Annotated in this window: 15 protein-coding genes and 1 riboswitch; of the genes, 11 read left to right on the forward strand and 4 right to left on the reverse strand. The window is 37.9% G+C overall.

All coding sequences use genetic code 11. The features are described from left to right. Positions 1–4 precede the first annotated feature (4 nt). The 8 genes from MHI10_RS09490 to MHI10_RS09525 all read left to right on the forward strand — a co-directional run bounded on the left by MHI10_RS09490 (position 5) and on the right by MHI10_RS09525 (position 10180). Positions 5–676: a response regulator transcription factor gene (locus MHI10_RS09490; RefSeq protein WP_340784936.1), complete on the forward strand. Its 672-nt coding sequence runs from the start codon at positions 5–7 to the stop codon at positions 674–676. Then, positions 673–2073, forward strand: a complete 1401-nt coding sequence (locus MHI10_RS09495; protein ID WP_340784938.1) for a HAMP domain-containing sensor histidine kinase — start codon at positions 673–675, stop codon at positions 2071–2073. The genes MHI10_RS09490 and MHI10_RS09495 overlap by 4 nt, the downstream gene beginning before the upstream one ends. A 241-nt stretch (positions 2074–2314) precedes the next feature. After that, entirely contained in the window at positions 2315–5119 is a 2805-nt protein-coding gene (locus MHI10_RS09500; RefSeq protein ID WP_340784939.1) for a 2-oxoglutarate dehydrogenase E1 component, read from the forward strand. Between the two features lie 90 nt (positions 5120–5209). After that, on the forward strand, positions 5210–6457 hold the full coding sequence (gene odhB / locus MHI10_RS09505; protein WP_340784940.1) for a 2-oxoglutarate dehydrogenase complex dihydrolipoyllysine-residue succinyltransferase: 1248 nt from the start codon (positions 5210–5212) through the stop codon (positions 6455–6457). Between the two features lie 335 nt (positions 6458–6792). Continuing rightward, positions 6793–6976: riboswitch (Lysine riboswitch) on the forward strand. Positions 6977–7091: 115 nt separating this feature from the next. Beyond that, entirely contained in the window at positions 7092–7940 is an 849-nt protein-coding gene (locus tag MHI10_RS09510) for a transporter substrate-binding domain-containing protein (protein ID WP_340784941.1), read from the forward strand. A 163-nt stretch (positions 7941–8103) separates the two neighbouring features. After that, positions 8104–8850, forward strand: a complete 747-nt coding sequence (locus MHI10_RS09515) for an amino acid ABC transporter permease (protein ID WP_340784943.1) — start codon at positions 8104–8106, stop codon at positions 8848–8850. Positions 8851–8854: 4 nt separating this feature from the next. After that, positions 8855–9589, forward strand: a complete 735-nt coding sequence (locus MHI10_RS09520; protein WP_340784945.1) for an amino acid ABC transporter ATP-binding protein — start codon at positions 8855–8857, stop codon at positions 9587–9589. A 393-nt stretch (positions 9590–9982) separates the two neighbouring features. Continuing rightward, positions 9983–10180 carry a DUF6501 family protein gene (locus tag MHI10_RS09525; RefSeq protein WP_340784948.1) on the forward strand — a complete coding sequence of 66 codons (198 nt, stop codon included), beginning with the start codon at positions 9983–9985 and terminating at the stop codon, positions 10178–10180. Positions 10181–10279: 99 nt separating this feature from the next. On the opposite strand, the gene MHI10_RS09530 is transcribed toward MHI10_RS09525, so the two are convergent. From MHI10_RS09530 to MHI10_RS09545, 4 genes are all read right to left on the reverse strand, one after another. Then, positions 10280–11392, reverse strand: a complete 1113-nt coding sequence (locus MHI10_RS09530) for a toxic anion resistance protein (RefSeq protein ID WP_340784951.1) — start codon at positions 11390–11392, stop codon at positions 10280–10282. Between the two features lie 3 nt (positions 11393–11395). Continuing rightward, positions 11396–12043: a 5-bromo-4-chloroindolyl phosphate hydrolysis family protein gene (locus MHI10_RS09535; protein ID WP_340784952.1), complete on the reverse strand. Its 648-nt coding sequence runs from the start codon at positions 12041–12043 to the stop codon at positions 11396–11398. Positions 12044–12410: 367 nt separating this feature from the next. Beyond that, entirely contained in the window at positions 12411–12689 is a 279-nt protein-coding gene (locus MHI10_RS09540; protein WP_340784955.1) for a hypothetical protein, read from the reverse strand. 50 nt (positions 12690–12739) lie between these two features. Further along, positions 12740–14467: a methyl-accepting chemotaxis protein gene (locus MHI10_RS09545; RefSeq protein WP_340784957.1), complete on the reverse strand. Its 1728-nt coding sequence runs from the start codon at positions 14465–14467 to the stop codon at positions 12740–12742. A 121-nt stretch (positions 14468–14588) separates the two neighbouring features. Here MHI10_RS09545 and MHI10_RS09550 point away from each other — a divergent pair, with 121 nt between their 5' ends. From MHI10_RS09550 to MHI10_RS09560, 3 genes are all read left to right on the forward strand, one after another. Beyond that, positions 14589–14879 carry a DUF1033 family protein gene (locus MHI10_RS09550; protein ID WP_340784958.1) on the forward strand — a complete coding sequence of 97 codons (291 nt, stop codon included), beginning with the start codon at positions 14589–14591 and terminating at the stop codon, positions 14877–14879. A 216-nt stretch (positions 14880–15095) separates the two neighbouring features. Next, on the forward strand, positions 15096–15296 hold the full coding sequence (locus tag MHI10_RS09555; RefSeq protein WP_340784960.1) for a cold-shock protein: 201 nt from the start codon (positions 15096–15098) through the stop codon (positions 15294–15296). A gap of 237 nt (positions 15297–15533) precedes the next feature. After that, complete coding sequence (locus tag MHI10_RS09560) at positions 15534–16904, forward strand: TraB/GumN family protein (RefSeq protein WP_340784961.1); 1371 nt, start codon at positions 15534–15536, stop codon at positions 16902–16904. Positions 16905–17362 lie beyond the last annotated feature (458 nt).

A 17362-nucleotide genomic window follows, 5' to 3' on the forward strand; every position in this document is an offset into this window, starting at 1 on the left:
TGAGATGAAACAAAAAATACTCGTAGTAGAAGATGAAAAAAATATATCACGATTTCTAGAACTCGAATTAAAGCATGAGCAATTTGAGGTAACAGTCGCATATGATGGCAGAGCAGGGCTTGAATTGGCCATGAACGAAAAATTTGATTGTATTTTATTAGATGTAATGTTGCCAGAACTCAATGGCATTGAAGTGTGTCGAAGAATTCGCAAGCACAGTGATGTACCGGTACTACTCCTAACCGCGCGGGATGAAGTGATGGATCGTGTTGCGGGATTAGATGCGGGTGCGGATGATTATATTGTGAAACCATTCGCCATTGAAGAATTACTTGCAAGAATTCGTTCCATTTTGAGACGTGTAGGGCAAGTAAAAGTGAGTGAACAGCTACAAGTCCGCGAGTTAATTATTGATACAGACGCGTATGAGGTGACATTTGAAGGACGAAAACTGGAGTTAACGCGAACAGAATATGATTTATTGAAATTATTAATAGAAAATTTAAACCGCGTTTGTACGAGAGAACTTATTTTAGAAATGGTTTGGGGATTTGATAATGAGGTAGAAACAAATGTAGTGGATGTTTATATTCGACATCTGCGCTCAAAACTGCAAACAATGGGGGCGCCCTATATTGAAACGGTGCGAGGTGTAGGATATGTGGTGAGAGGATGAAAAAGGTCAAACAAACCATTTTAAATCTGTCACTAAAAACGAAATGGATATTAACTGTAGGAGCAACAATTTTTATAAGTTATGCGATTATTTCAATCGTACTATTTATCGCCCTTCAAACATGGCTTTTGCACAATGAAGAAAAAAATGCGATGCGCACAGTAGATGATATTACGAGCTTCTTTGAGTCACAAAGTAGCGCTGTTACAATACAGCAATTGCAAAATAATACCGCCCTTATGAAAGCTATTTTAAATCAAGAGCAAACAGTTCGGATTTTTAATTTTGATGGCGTTGAAGTGATTCGCATTAATGATGTGATGCATGCAGCACCTTTACCTCAAATGACCGGGGACTATTTTTCGCCCATTATAAAACAACAAAAGGTTGAAACTACGGATGCCTTTGTTGTTCATAAAATTGTTCAAATCGGCCCATTTCAAGGAATGATGCAAATGATTCACCCATTAACGACGTTTCATGCCATGTTAAAGTATATTTTGACGACGATTATTATTGTTGGGTTAGGGGCATTGTTATTTTCCGTTTCGATTAGTTATTATTTAGCCAACTTTTTAATAAAACCACTTGTTCAACTAAGAGATGCAATGATTGATGTACGGAAAAGAGGTTTTTCAGCGCAACCACCGTTTAATTATAGGGCGGATGATGAAATTGGGGATTTATTAACGATGTACCGGTCGATGATGAATGAACTTGAAATATCGTTTACGAGGCAGCAACAATTTGTTGCGGATGCTTCACATGAGCTGCGTACACCGATTCAAGTGATTGAAGGTCATCTTTCATTAATTAAGCGATGGGGAAAAGATGATCCTGAAGTTTTAGCTGAGGCATTGGATACTTCACTAGAAGAAATTGTTCGGATGAAAAAAATGATTGAGGAATTATTGCAGCTGGCTAGACGGGAAGAAGTAGATGGTCATGCAATTGCTGATGTGGAACTCGTACTGAAAAATGTTGAGCGAGAATTAGTGCAACTTTATCCGAATGTGCAATTTGAATACGATGTTATAGGACAGAAAGAACTTGCTTCGATTACTGAACAGGCGGCAGGGCAAATTTTTAGAAATATTATTAGTAATGGAATTCGATATAATGAGCAAGAGCCAACGATTCAACTTTCAATCCAATATACTAAACTAGCTATTATTGTCACGATAAGCGATAATGGAATAGGTATTTCAGAAAAGCATTTACCTTTTATTTTTGATCGTTTTTATCGAGTTGATGAAGCGCGGACAAATCATATCGGTGGGACCGGTTTAGGCTTAAGTATTTTAAAAATGCTCGCTGAAAAATACCGTATTGAAATAAATGTAAAAAGTTCTGTGGATAAAGGGACTTCATTTATACTTAATTTTCCGTTAAATTAGACGATTTCTAGCGCTTCAAATTTAAATTTCAATAGTTAACGAAAAAAAATGCTTAATTTGCTAAAAAGAGTTGTATTTTCTGTGAAGAGTAGTAAGATTGAGATGGAAAAAATGTTCTTCTAAACATCATGTTACAATATTGTAAGTTGTTTATTATGAATAGAAGAATGATAAAACGTTATTTGTTTTATTGTAGTAAATTATTGGAACAACCAATAGGCAAAATTTGGAGGTTATTTTCATGTCGAACAATGTATTACCTGCAGGTTCCGTTTGGTCAGCATTCTCTGGTCCTAACTTAGGTTATGTGATGGAACAGTATGACCTATACTTGCAAACTCCTGAAGAGGTAGACCTACAATTAGTAGAATTATTCCAAGCATATGGTGCACCGGTATTTTCTGACGGTGAGACTGTTGTTTCAGGGGACACAACAGGCACAGGCGATTACACGAAAGTTTTAGCTGCCGTAAATTTAGCAACAGCAATTCGTGAACATGGTCATTTAGCTGCGGATTTATATCCTTTAAAAAACCGTACATTAGACACTACTCGCATTAAAGAAAGCGTATTCAATTTAACGGATGCAGATTTAGCAGCAATTCCAGCAACAGTATTTTTCAAAAATGTACCAGCTGGTATTGCAAATGGTAAAGATGCGATCGCTTACTTAAAAGCTATTTACACTGATAAAGTGGGCGTTGAATATTCACATTTACAAAATGAAGTAGAGCGTGAATGGATTCAATCTAAAATTGAGTCAGGCGTATTTAAAAATGCATTATCTATAGATGAGAAAAAAGCGATTTTAGAGCGCTTAACGCGCGTTGAAAATTTCGAGAAATTTATCCATAAAACGTTTGTTGGTCAAAAACGTTTCTCAGGTGAAGGTTTAGATACACAAATTATTTTATTAGATGAAATTTTAAAAGGCTCAGAAAACAATGGCGTTAAAAACGCGCGTATCGGTATGGCTCACCGTGGTCGTTTAAATGTATTAACTCATATTTTAAACAAACCATATGACATGATGTTCTCTGACTTTGCACATGTTTCAAACGAATTATTTATGCCAGAAGACGGCAAACTTGAAATTACAAAAGGTTGGACGGGCGACGTTAAATATCACATGGGTGCATCGTATATGCGTGCATCTGGAATGAATGTGAAACTTGCTTACAACCCATCACACTTAGAAGTTGGGAATCCAGTTGTATTAGGTGCGGCTCGTGCTGTACAAGATGATACAACAGCTCCAGGGGCAGCGAAGCATGATGCGTCAAAAGCAGTAGGTATTTTACTTCATGGTGACGCAGCGTTTGCTGGTCAAGGTATCGTCACGGAAGGCTTTAACTTCTCTCAAACAGAAGGCTTCTCTACAGGTGGTACAGTTCACATTATTGCGAACAACATGATTGGTTTCACAACGGAATTATATGATTCACGTTCATCTGTTTATTCATCAGATCCTGCAAAAGGCTATGATATTCCAGTGATCCATGTAAATGCAGATAGCCCGGAAACGGTAGCGCAAGTAGGTCGTTTCATCGCTGAATACCGTGCGAAATTCGGTAAGGACATCGTAATTGACTTAATCGGTTACCGTCGTTATGGTCACAACGAAACAGATGATCCGACAGTAACAAACCCAGAAACATATAAATTAGTAGCAAAACATGAGCCAATCCGTACGCTTTACGGTGCTGAATTAGCGGTTGAAAATGTTGTAACTGCTGAGCAAGTAAAAGAGCTAGATACGAATATTTATGCAGAAATGCAAGCAGCATATGATCATGTAAAAGCAATGGCAGAAAAAGACGAGCATACTGTACTTGAAATGCCAGAAGAATTAAAGGTAGAATTCCCAGAAATCGATACAACTGTTGATTTCGACCGTTTAAATAAAGTAAATGAAGATTTATTAGTGTTTGCGGATGGATTCGAACCACAGAACAAACTAGGTAGAATTTTAGAAAAACGTCGCGAGGCATTTGCAACGGATAAAATCGATTGGGGCCATGCGGAAACTTTAGCTTATGCGACAATTACGCAAGACGCTACACCAGTTCGTTTTACAGGTCAAGATGCACAACGCGGTACGTTCTCGCAACGTCACCTAGTATTACATGATAAAAACAATGGTAGCGAATACACGCCAATTCACCATATTGATGGTGTAAAAGCGTCATTCACAGTATATAATTCACCACTTACTGAACCAGGTGTTGTTGGTTATGAATATGGGTATAACTTAGAAAATGAAAATGTATTATCGATTTGGGAAGCACAATTCGGTGACTTCGCTAACATGGCGCAAGTAATGTTCGATAACTTCATTTCAAGTGCACGCTCTAAATGGGGCCAAAAATCAGGCTTTGTAATCCTTTTACCACATGGTTATGAAGGTCAAGGTCCTGAGCACTCATCTAGCCGTATGGAACGTTTCTTACAATTATCAGCTGAAAATAACTGGTTCGTAGCAAACTGTTCAAATGCAACTAACTACTACCACTTATTACGTCGTCAAGCTGGTTTACTTGGCACAGAAGGTGTACGTCCATTAGTAGTCGTTTCACCTAAATCATTATTACGTCACCCATTAGCAGCAGCTAGTGCGGAACAACTTGCAACAGGTCGCTTCCAAGAAGTAATTGAGCAAGAAGGCTTAGGCAAAAACGTAGCAGCAGTAGAAAAAGTAGTACTTGGTACAGGTAAAGTGATGATTGACTTAGCAGAACGTGTGAAAGACGGTGAAGGTTTCGACCACTTACACATCGTACGTGTTGAGCAAATCTACCCATTCCCAGCACAACAAGTTACGGACATTATTGCGCGCTTCCCGAACGTAAAAGAAATAGTTTGGGTACAAGAAGAGCCGAAAAACCAAGGTTCTTGGACGTATGTTCTTGAAACATTATATGATATAGCTGCTGGTAAAAAGGTAAGCTATGTAGGACGTCCAGCTATGAGCTCGACTTCTGAAGGAGACGGCGATTCACATAAAGCTGCTCAAACTAAATTAATTACAGAAGCTTTAGATAAATAATCGATTAATGAAAATAAAAAAAGGCTGCTTGTATAGCAAGCAGCCACCCTATACAAATTTGCGTAGGGTTTATTAAAGGAGGATATTAAAGTGGCTGAAATTAAAGTCCCTGAATTAGCAGAATCAATTACAGAAGGTACAATTGCACAATGGGTGAAACAAGTTGGAGATCGCGTAGAAAAAGGCGAATTCATCGTAGAATTAGAAACAGATAAAGTAAACGCTGAAATCATTTCTGAAGAAGCGGGTGTATTAACTCAAATTTTAGCTCCAGAAGGCGATACAGTTCTTGTAGGTCAAGTAATCGCAGTAGTTGAAGCGGGTGAAGGCGCAGCACCAGCTCCGGCAGCACCAGTTCAAGAAGCGGCACCTGCAGCTCCAGCGGCTCCGGTTGCAGCAGCACCTGTAGCACCAGCTCCAATCGTAGAAGAGTCTAATGATCGTGTAATTGCTTCTCCAGCAGCACGTAAATTAGCGCGTGAAAAAGGAATTGACTTAGCGGCAATCTCTCCAGTAGATCCACAAGGTCGTGTTCGCGTACAAGACGTGTCAGCTCATGGTACAGCACCAGTAGCTCAAGCGGCAGTAGCAGCAGTAGCAGCAAATGGTCCAATGGTATTCACTCCAGCAGGCGATTCTGATCGTGTAACTGTTGAAAAAATGTCTCGTCGTCGTCAAACGATTGCAAAACGTTTATTAGAAGTGAAACAATCAACGGCAATGTTAACAACATTTAACGAAATTGACATGACAAACATCATGGCATTACGTAAACGTAAACAAGAGCAATTCGTAAAAGATAATGACATCAAATTAGGTTTCATGTCATTCTTCACGAAAGCTGTTGTTGCAGCGCTTAAAAAATATCCATACGTGAACGCACAAATTAGCGGTGACGAACTGCACTTAAACAACTTCTTTGATATCGGTATTGCTGTATCAACTGAAGAAGGTTTAGTAGTACCTGTAGTGCGTGATGCAAACAGCAAAAACTTCGCTGAGATCGAGAAAAGCATTGGCGAATTAGCTGGTAAAGCACGCGATAAAAAATTAGGCTTAAACGACATGGCTGGTGGTTCTTTCACAATCACTAACGGTGGTGTATTCGGTTCATTAATGTCTACACCAATCATGAACGGTACACAAGCTGGTATTTTAGGTATGCACTCAATCGTTAACCGTCCAGTAGCGATTAACGGTGAAGTTCAAATCCGTCCAATGATGTACGTGGCATTATCTTATGACCACCGTATTATCGATGGTAAAGATTCTGTTGGCTTCTTAAAAACAGTAAAAGAAATGATCGAAAACCCAGAAGATTTATTATTAAACTCTTAATTATTACTATGAAAACGGGCATATCTCCAGTAGGGGATATGCTCGTTTTTTTCTATGTAATTATAACTATCAGAAAAGTATATGTTGACAGAAAGTAATGAATTATAGTATTATTTATACATTAAACAATTTAACTTAATTCAGCAGAAGTCCCCTACTATAAGTGGAGGATGAATGCGAAATAGGCAAATTTATTCAGTGGGGGTCCAAAACCTGGCTGAATAAAGTTAAGCCCCGGCGGATGTCACAGATTTTTAAGGGAAGTTTTTCGAGTGGACTCGAAAAAATCTGGACGCAATTACGCCAGGGCGTAATTTAATAATAACCTCACAGTCATGTGAGGTAGAGGCGCGGTATTTATTAGTTTTTCATGGAGCTTTGAGCATGCAACGAGATGAGAAAGAAGGAACTACCGCCGAAGTTTAAAAAGAGCTCTTTCTTTTTATGCTGGGTTTGCAGTGAATAATTGCAAGACTGTCTCGATTATCACTATGGTAATCGAGTTGAGCTATCTCTATATGGGATTGTAGGGGATTTGAGCTATTTATAAATATAGCGACCTAAGATCTTCTTTTAGGTCGTTTTTTTATTCGTTAAAAGCTCAAAAATATGAAGTTAATAGGGGAGAATGACTATGAAAAAGAAACTAGTATTATTGTTTGCAGTAATGATGACAATGCTTGTATTAGCAGCATGTGGCGCAGACAAAGAAGAAGGAACTGGAAGTGAAACAGAAGGAGATACAACAAAAAAAGTATTAAAAGTCGGGATGGAAGCAGCTTATGCACCATTTAACTGGACTCAAAACGATGATTCTTTTGGCGCAGTGGCAATACCAGGTTCGAAAGAGTTTGCAGGCGGGTACGATGTTGAGTTCGCAAAACGTATCGCTGAAGGTTTAAATATGGAATTAAAAATTGTAAAAACAGATTGGGACGGGTTAGTACCATCATTACAATCAGGTGCCATTGATTTAGTAATTGCGGGTATGTCACCAGTAGAGGAACGTAAAAAAGTAATTGATTTTACTGATAGCTACTATACAAGTGATTATGTACTTGTTGTGAAAGAAGATGGACCTTACGCTAACGCAAAATCAATCCATGACTTTGCAGGTGCAAAAGTGACAGGGCAACAAGGGACAACACATTATGATGTAATCGACCAAATGGACGGTGCTAAAAAGCAAGTAGCAGCTACGGACTTTGGTGCGATGCGTGTACAATTAATGTCAGGTGCGATTGATGCATATGTTTCGGAGCGTCCGGAAGGGATTACTGCTGAATTAGCGATGGATAACATTAAATACATCGTTCCAGAGCCAAACTTTGAAGCAGATCCAGCGGCAACGGCTATTGCAGTCGGTTTAAAAAAGGGCTCGGCTTTAACAGAAGAAATTAACAAAGTGTTAGCTGAAATTTCGGAAGAAGAGCGTCAGAAATTAATGGAAGACGCAATTGCAAATCAACCAGCAGCACAATAAGAGTTGCGAATAGAAAGGTTGTCTTGCCGGCAAACGGAAGGCAACCTTTTTCAATTTATATGAACATCTAAAAGAAAAGCTGCTTTCCGGGTAATGCATATGTATCCGCTTGTGGATATATATGTATGAGTAACGACAGCAAATGATATTGGGGGAGAGCAAGATGGCATTTTTAGATTCAACTTGGACATTGTTCATCAGTAACTGGGAAGTGTTTTTACGCGGAGCCTACACAGCGCTTATTTTAGCGGTTATCGGAACAATATTTGGTGTCCTTATTGGTTTTTTCATTGGTATTATGCATACGATTCCACAACGAAAAAAATCAGCAAAAACATATTTATTAAAACTCATTAATTTTATATTAACAGCCTATGTTGAAATTTTCCGTGGCACACCAATGATGGTACAAGCGATGGTTGTCTTTTATGGTTTAGTCTATTTAGGCATTGATATTGACCGCTTTTTAGCAGCTAGCATTGTTATTAGTTTAAATACCGGTGCATACATGTCGGAATACGTGCGTGGTGGCATTGTATCGGTTGATAAAGGTCAATTTGAAGCAGCGCAAGCTATTGGTATGAATCATCTACAAACAATGGTTCATATTGTATTACCACAAGTCGCACGAAATATTTTACCAGCAACAGGAAACCAACTTGTTATGAATATTAAAGATTCATCTGTGCTAAGCGTTATTTCAGTAGTGGAGCTATTCTTTACAGCCAACTCAGTTGCAGGAAGTAATTATAAATACATTGAAGCATTCTTCATTGCGACCGTACTGTACTTTACTATGACCTTTACTGTGACACGTTTCTTATTACGATTTGAAAAGAAAATGGATGGTCCAGAGGCTTTTAAAGTAGAGCTCATTACAGGAAGCAAGTTAGAAAAGGAAGGTGAATAATACAATGACAGCAGTGATTGAAATTCAACATCTAAACAAAAAATTCGGCGATCATGAAGTATTAAAAGATGTCAATTTCCAAGTAAATAAAGGGGAAGTTGTCACGCTAATTGGTTCTTCAGGTTCGGGTAAATCCACGCTACTCCGTTGTATTAACTTACTTGAAATGCCAACAGCTGGTGAAATTATTTATAATAATAAAACGATATTAGCGGAAAATCATGACATTGAAAAATACCGTACACATCTGGGCATGGTGTTTCAGTCCTTCAACTTATTCAATAATTTAAATGTGCTTGGCAACTGTGTTGTCGGCCAGCAAAAGGTGTTAAAACGCACGAAAGAACAAGCAGAAGCGAATGCGATGAAATATCTTGAACTTGTTGGGATGAGCGCTTACAAAAACGCAAAACCTCGCCAATTATCTGGTGGACAAAAACAGCGTGTGGCAATCGCGCGCGCACTCGCAATGGATCCAGATGTGATGCTGTTTGATGAACCGACCTCGGCGTTAGACCCGGAAATGGTAGGGGAAGTATTAAAAGTAATGCGCCACCTTGCAGACCAAGGGAATACAATGTTGATTGTGACGCATGAAATGGAGTTTGCGAAAGAAGTTTCAGACCGCATCGTTTTCATGGATAAAGGGGTTATCGTGGAAGAAGGTCACCCAAATGAAGTACTAGTCAATCCAAAACATGAACGTACAAAAGAATTTTTAAAACGTACGTTAGCATAATCGCATATATAAAAAGAGCTTGCAAAATTTTGCAAGCTTATTTTCTAGAATTCCACTCAGATATGATGAGAAATATAATAGCAAAAGCAATAGCGATTGCAAAAAACCACATCGGAACACTACCAAATGTCATGAAGCCCACCTCTTAAGAGCAGTGTAACATGTTCATAATGGACATTCAAACAAGCAATTGCAAAACGATCGCTTTATTTTGTAGGGGTACGCCAACTGCCATAAATTATTTATTTGCCCATGTTAGCCCCTTGAAAGGCATAAAGTCTTTCAAGGGAGGATAAAATTACGGTTCCTTTGTATAGGTACTATCATCTTAGGACAAAATCGTATAAAATAGATAATGATAATATACAAGTTATATAAAAGTGAGGTAAACAAATGTTACATTTAAAATGGAAAGATGCACCGACGATTCGTACTGTGAAATGTACGCACACGAACGCAGCGAAGTATTTAGTTTCAAATGTTTTAACAGTTGGCAAAGAATACGAAGTGAAAAATGAAACGGAAGAGTTCATTTTTGTTATCGACAATACAGGTCAAATTGGCGGCTACTATAAAGAGTATTTCGCTTAATTGCGTCCTGAAACGGTATAAAAACGATTTTGTACCGCCAACTATATGAAAATAAAACAGCTCGTCTCGTGAAGGGAATACCTTCCGAGACGAGCTGTTTTATTTTTGCTCTATAATAATATTTTCGATTTCATGGCGCTTTTCATTGCTCGTCACTTGTACGCGCAATGTATCTTCAATATCTTGTAGTAACCTTAATTGAGTTTCCTTGAAACGATTGATGTCCTCATGGTTCACAACAAGGCGCTGGCGATCTTTAGATGTTGTCTCAAGCATCTTGCCGTTTTTACGTAATAGCTCCTCAGAGGCATCCATTAAGCGCTGCTGAGACTGCATGGCACGTCGTTGGTTATTCATACTAAGGAGCATCGCAATTTGTGATTGCCAAAGCGGGATTGTATTCATAATCGAGCTTTGAATTTTTTCGATGAGCAACTGATTCGTCTGCTGAATTAATCGGATTTGTGGTGCGTATTGGATGGCTACCTCACGCGATATTTCTAGATCGTACATCCGTCGATCGAGCCATTCGATTTGCATGTGCAGATCATTCAATTCATTTTGTTTGAAGGGGTCTGTGTTTTCAAACAAAGCTTGCTGAATTGTAGGCAAAATGACCTCTTGGAGATGCTGTTTTTTTATTTCTAACGAAGCAATAAAAACATTGACCTCTTGGAAATATTCTTCATTCACTGCATATAACTCATTTAAAAATTGATAATCTGCTAATAATCCATTTCGCGTATGCGATAATTGAATACTGAGGCGATCGATCCGTTTACTGAGTTTGTTATAATGGGTCATAATTTCTTGAATCGATTGTTTTGGACGACTAAAAATACGTGCAAAAAATCCTCTTTCCTCTTCTACTAATGCATCCGGGTCGATTTCTTCCAAATGATGCATCAAATCAGACAGTACTTCTCCAACTCTCGAAACATCTTTTCGCTGGATATAATTAAGCATTTGCGATGTAAACTTTTTTAGTGCTTCTTGCGCAGGTAAACCGAATGCTAAAATTTGTTCATATTGATGAATTGGTAAATCTGCTGCTAAATGCACAGCCCGTTGTTTGGAAATTGTACTAAGTGACGCAAAAAGCGGTGTTGTTGCGTTGTTGGCAACATTCACCGCAAATTGTTCTCGTGAAGCTTGAATATCGGTACTTCCACTTGATGTGAAAGCATCGAAAGGGTTTATTTCAGTTCCCATGATTTATTCACCGCCGACTTTTAATCGTTCTTTGCGTTTTTCATTTGACATTTTTGCAAAATCAAGCTCAATTTTTAAATTTTCAATATCCGAAGCTAGCGCATTTTTTAAATCTTCTTCCATCGTGACATGTAGTTCTTTTAACGTTTTTCGTGTATCTTCTAGCGCTAAATGAATCTCATTGCCAGTCACTTGCTCTTTCGTTAATAATGTATATTTATCAGATAACTGAACAGCAGAAGGGAGATGTGCATAGAAGAAATCCTCTACCGCATAGAACTTTTGCGGATTTGTCTGAACGATATTAATAATCCGTTTTGTAAGTTTCGACATTTCATTAATTTGTTTAAATGAACGAACTGACCTTACACGGACAATTTGCTGTGTTAATGTTTGTGCATGAGCCTTTGCTTGTTTAAGCTGAGCCTCGATTAAATGGTATTCTGATTTAGATAATCCGATTTTCTTTCGTTGACTCGATTTTTGCACAGCCAATGTGATTTTATTGGATAAATAATAGGCACCTATTGTAAGCGGTAGTGATAGGATCATCGCAGCTCCTGAAATGTTAACTACCGATACGACGAATGCTGCAAAACCGGCTAGTGAGTTAATTAAATGGCGTGTTATAAAATTGATAGGACCAAGCATTTTTCGTACCTCCTTTACTCGATACTATATCTACGATTATGCGTCAAAAAAGTTTCAACTTAATTCAGCAGAAATCTCCTATTTCTATATGTATAGGGATGAATGCTAAATAGGCAAGACTATTCAGTGTGGATTCAAACCCTTGCTGAAATAGGGGAACAAAGGCTAAACCCGTCACGTCCTGTGACAACGCCTTTGTGATCAACATCGTGTTGACCTAAGCCCCGGCGGATGTCACAGATTTTTTAGGGGATTTTTTCGAGCAAGCTCAAAGAAATCTGGACATAATTACTCCAAGGCGTAATTGTTTTACCTACTCTTATCCTACAATTTTTTCGGGATAGTAGAAAGTAAAATGAATTGAATTCTATACAATATTAACTGTGAACGCATTAAAATGTTGTAGGGTTTGATTGATTGTTAGTTTTATTTCTGAAAACTCCGCGATATGTAACATTAATTTGGCGAATTCATTAATCGCCGTTCTTCTTCCCTCTACTTGAATGAGCCACAGTTCGTTATGGATATCGATCGTGCCTTTTAACGAAAGCTCTAAAGCCTTTGTATGAACATAGTGAGAGGGGACTTGAATCGGTGTATGGATGCAAATCGTTGCGTGTGCCTTCATCGCTGTCTCCTTTATCAATCTGTGACTTCCAGTAGGGTTTGAACCACTGCTAAATCAAGTTAATTGGATTATTGAATTAAGCGTTCTTTACTAATAATTTCAATTAAGTCATTAATATAGCTAATGACTTTTTTAGATGCTGCCTCGATTTCAAGTAAATGTTCTTCTGCCTTCATACGATTCCCAGCATTAAATTGCTCCACGGCCGATTTTGCACAATTATGCACTTGCATATGGTAGTGGTCCAGTTGTTTATAGGAATCATGTTGGCTAAAACGAGCAACGGTTTTATCAGATGTATACCATTTACCTAAGCGGCAATCAAGGTGAGAAGATACGTCACTAGATGATAATCTTTCTAAACCGAGGAACATATTGTATACACGCCATTTCCACAAAATATGGTCCGCTTTTGAAAGTTGAAGTAATGAAATACTCGAAAGCTGGACATTATTATTCGTTGTAATTTCGTTTCTAAAGCGTGTAATTTCTTGACCTAGTTTATGGATGTCACGGGATGTATCATTTCCGAATGCACGGATATCTTCTTGTAAGTTTGAAATTTGAACCATACGAACAGAAATTTCATCAATGGAAGCTGCTTGTTCTTCAGATGCAGAAGCCGTAATTGTTACATCTGCATTAATGCTTTCAATAATCTCAACAATGGCATTTAGTAAAGGTAAGGATTCTTTTGCTTCATCCGTTGCTTCACGAATTATTGTCGTTGTTTCAGAAATAGAAGACGCGACATTATTAGAATAGCTCTTTAACGATTGGACATTCGTTGAAACTTCGCTAAGTGCAGATACCGTATTTTCTGCTAATTTTCGAACTTCCTGTGCAACAACGGCAAAACCTTTGCCATGTTCACCAGCACGTGCTGCCTCAATGGAAGCATTTAGCGCAAGTAAATTTGTTTGATCGGCAATTTGATTAATTAATGTGACAACGCTTTCGATGTCATCTACATGTTTTTGTAGCTCTTTAAAACTGTGAACAATTTCAGTGAATGTTTCTTCTGTCGTAAAAATTTCGGTTAATGCATGTTCAATCGATTGCTTTCCTTTTATGGCGTTTTCAACCGATTCATTTGTTTTTTCTGCGATCGCGGATGACGAACGGGCAACTTCTGCAATGGAAGCCGCAAGTTCTTGGGAAGCTGCAGTAGAGCTTGCAATATCATCGGATTGCGTGTCTAAACTGTGAATTAAATCTTTCATATACATAATATTGGCATTCGCATCTGTTAAAGAAGAAAGCTCTTCAATGACGTGTTCAATTATACGTTCCGTCATTACTTCCACTAATAATTCTTGGTCAATATTCACAGCAGCAGATAAAGATTTCATATAGTTGAATGCAATAGTAGGTTTTAAAGCAAAGTTATGTAAAATTAAAGTGGTAACATAAAATGAAAATTGGTTAAAAACAACAATGAGTTTTCCTGGTTCAAATTGATTTTCACGTAATAAATTAAAGAAATGAATGGATTGATCCGCGTAATTATCATTACGTTCAGCTAAAAAGAATTGCTTTAAATATTGGTCAATTTGTCCTTCTGAAATTGGATTTTTACCATTGGGTGCGATTTCATTTAAATATGTATTAAAAATGACATTCATCGTTGGTGTTAATGTTTGAATACGCTCATATATTGACGCAAGATTGACTTGATCCGTTTGTTTGAAATTATTGAAAGTGAGCGTTTTTAAAAAGCGAGAAGTTGCAGTTAAATCAGTCCCTCTTTCAAAAAGATCTTGTAGCTCAGCTTTTGGCTTAAATTTAGAAAACATGGAATTGTTCCCCCATTATTATTGATGTATTTCCAAATAGTCTATCATAGGAAAGTAAGCAATAATAGACATAACTATGGGAAAAGTTTAAAATGAGAGAGAATCAGAAAGGAAAATGAACATGTATAAAATTATTTATATAAAAGCTGATTATGAGCCATGGTGGCAATTCGATGGTTGGGAAGAGCATATTGTTTCGACACAAAAATTTGAAAGTGAACAACAATTTAACAACGCCTTTACCGAACTGATTGGTCAATTTCGTCAAAAATATAACAATGAAGCGTGTAAACATGAGCGTTATTTCGCATTTTGGTCAGAAGAGGAATGTGAATTTTGTGAAGCATGTGATGAGGATGCACAAATTTATCATGGAATTATTATTCAAACACCTGAAGTATTAACTCAGTAACGATTATCGGTTGAATATTTTTACTATTTCAACAATTGGAATTGACATATATTATGAAGATAGATATACTAAATTTAACAATTAAATGGCGCTACTCGAAACAATGGATTCACCTATTATAAAGTGATCGATACTAGTTTTCGATACTTTTAATATGTGAATCTTCTTTATTAAGGACTTTTTTAATTGTTTACTTTAATTTTGGAGGTTTTTAACATGAAACAAGGTACAGTAAAATGGTTTAACTCAGAAAAAGGTTTTGGTTTTATCGAAGTAGAAGGGGAAAACGATGTATTTGTACACTTCTCATCGATCCAAGGTGAAGGTTTTAAAACACTTGATGAAGGTCAGAAAGTAGAATTTGAAGTGGTAGATGGCAATCGTGGTCCACAAGCAGCAAATTTAGTAAAACTATAGTTTATTTTAAACATTCACTTCACCGATTTCTATAAATGATACGGTGAATGTGGACTTTATAGCGATACAATGACCGTAAAATCATTGTATCGCTTTTCGTCTTTGTGAAAAAAACATCACGTGGAAAGTATATCCCGAAAATGACATATTTAGTATTGGATTAGTCGGAATTATCTGGGGGATTTATAGTATACTAAACTCGTAAGTAATAATATAGAAAATTCGGGGGCAAATGAGATGAAAAGAATGAAAAAACATGCGTTAGCAACAGTGCTAGGGACAACGCTAATCCTCACATCGGTTGTGCCAGCAATTCAAGCAGAGCAAGCGTTGCCGGATATTAGTGACTGGGCAGTTGAAACATTACATGAAGGAGAAAAATACGGGATTTTCCCAATGGAATGGTATTATGATGGCTTTCAATCGACAATTTCAATGGAACGCTTAAACAGTTTACTGAATTTAACGGATCAAAAAATTGCCAGCTTAAATTTACCGAAAAATGATCAGTTCAAACCTGCCAATGTGGAAGGGGACAATACGCGTGGTGATATCGTCAAGCGCTTATATAATTTAGTCGCGCCATATGATGCCAACGCGAGTCAGGACCCAGTTGCCTACTTACAGGCACGCCAAGTATTACAAGGCTCAGATAAAGGCTTAATGCTTGATCAGAAGGCAACAACACAACAAGCCGTGTTATTTGCAGCGCGTCTAATTAAAGATACGTATGCACAAGCAGAGCAAGGGGCAAAAGGGGTTGCATGGGTAGTAGAGGATGAAGATACGAAAATTTATTTATTAGGCTCAATCCACTTAGGCATTCCAGATTTATATCCGATGCATCCCAAGTTAACGACAGCATTTAATGAGTCCCAAGGTCTATTTGTAGAAGCGAATTTGCTAGATCCTGAAGGTGCGAATTATTATATTGAAAAAGCCATGTATACAGATGGAACGACAATTCAAGATGTACTTAGTGAGGAAACGTATCAAAAACTTGGAAAAATGGCCAAGGAATTAGGGATTCCAATGGAGGCGCTTCAAACTCAAAAGCCATGGTTAATCTCAAATGAATTATCACTTTTGGCGTCGGATGATGCATTTGGATTATCTGCTCAAGAAATGGCTGCGCACGGAATTGATATGCAGTTTTTATTAAGTGCGATGCTACAACAAAAGCCTATTTATGAGCTGGAAGGGGTGCAAGCGCAAGTAGATATGTTTGATTCTATATCAGCAGAAGCACAAGATCAGGCATTAGCGGATGTACTAGATATCCTATTAAATCCTTCTGATAAAACAATAGATGAGAACAATGCTTTACTAGGTGAATGGTTTACAAGTTGGAAACTGGGGGATGCTGAGGGCTTTGCGAAAAGTTTCAATGCAATAGAAGGTGAATCATCCGAACAAAATGCGATGCTATTTGGCAAGCGTGATGAAGACATGGCCCAAAAAATTGCGACTGTTTTAGAAGAGGATAAAGGAACGTATTTCTTAGTCGTAGGGGCAGGGCACTTTTTAGTCGACAAAAATATTCGTTATCATTTAGAAGAAAAAGGCTATAAAGTTGTACCATTTTATCAGTCAACGAACCCCCACTGAGTTAAAGCATTTCAGTAGGGGCTTGAAAACGCCAGTTCAGGTCTTTCTGTCTAAAAGACGAGTGACGCTCTGAGTGGAGATTTTCAAATCACTGTTTTTGGTCGGCACTTAACGTACCACTTGCACCACCCTAAGAAGAGCTGTACAAGCCCCGACAAGTCGAGTACACAAGGATGGTTGACGCACCCACTAGACCATGCCTAAGCAACGGTTTTACGTGTTTTTCACTGGTGCTTGGATATTTTACGTGACAAAGCTTCTTCTTGTCACAACCCCCTCTATCCAGTTATCAAGGAACAACGTATCGTATTATTTTAACACAGAACAAACGTTTCGGCTAACGCCAACCGACATTCATCTCCACCTGAATCGTTAGGCTTTGTCCGTAACACGAATCAGATGGAGTCTTCTGTCGGAGAAAGATAAAATATAGGCATTATGAAAAAGAGGCAGTGCTG

The sequence above is a fragment of the Solibacillus sp. FSL K6-1523 genome, from assembly GCF_038005225.1.
In the GTDB taxonomy this organism is placed as follows: domain Bacteria; phylum Bacillota; class Bacilli; order Bacillales_A; family Planococcaceae; genus Solibacillus.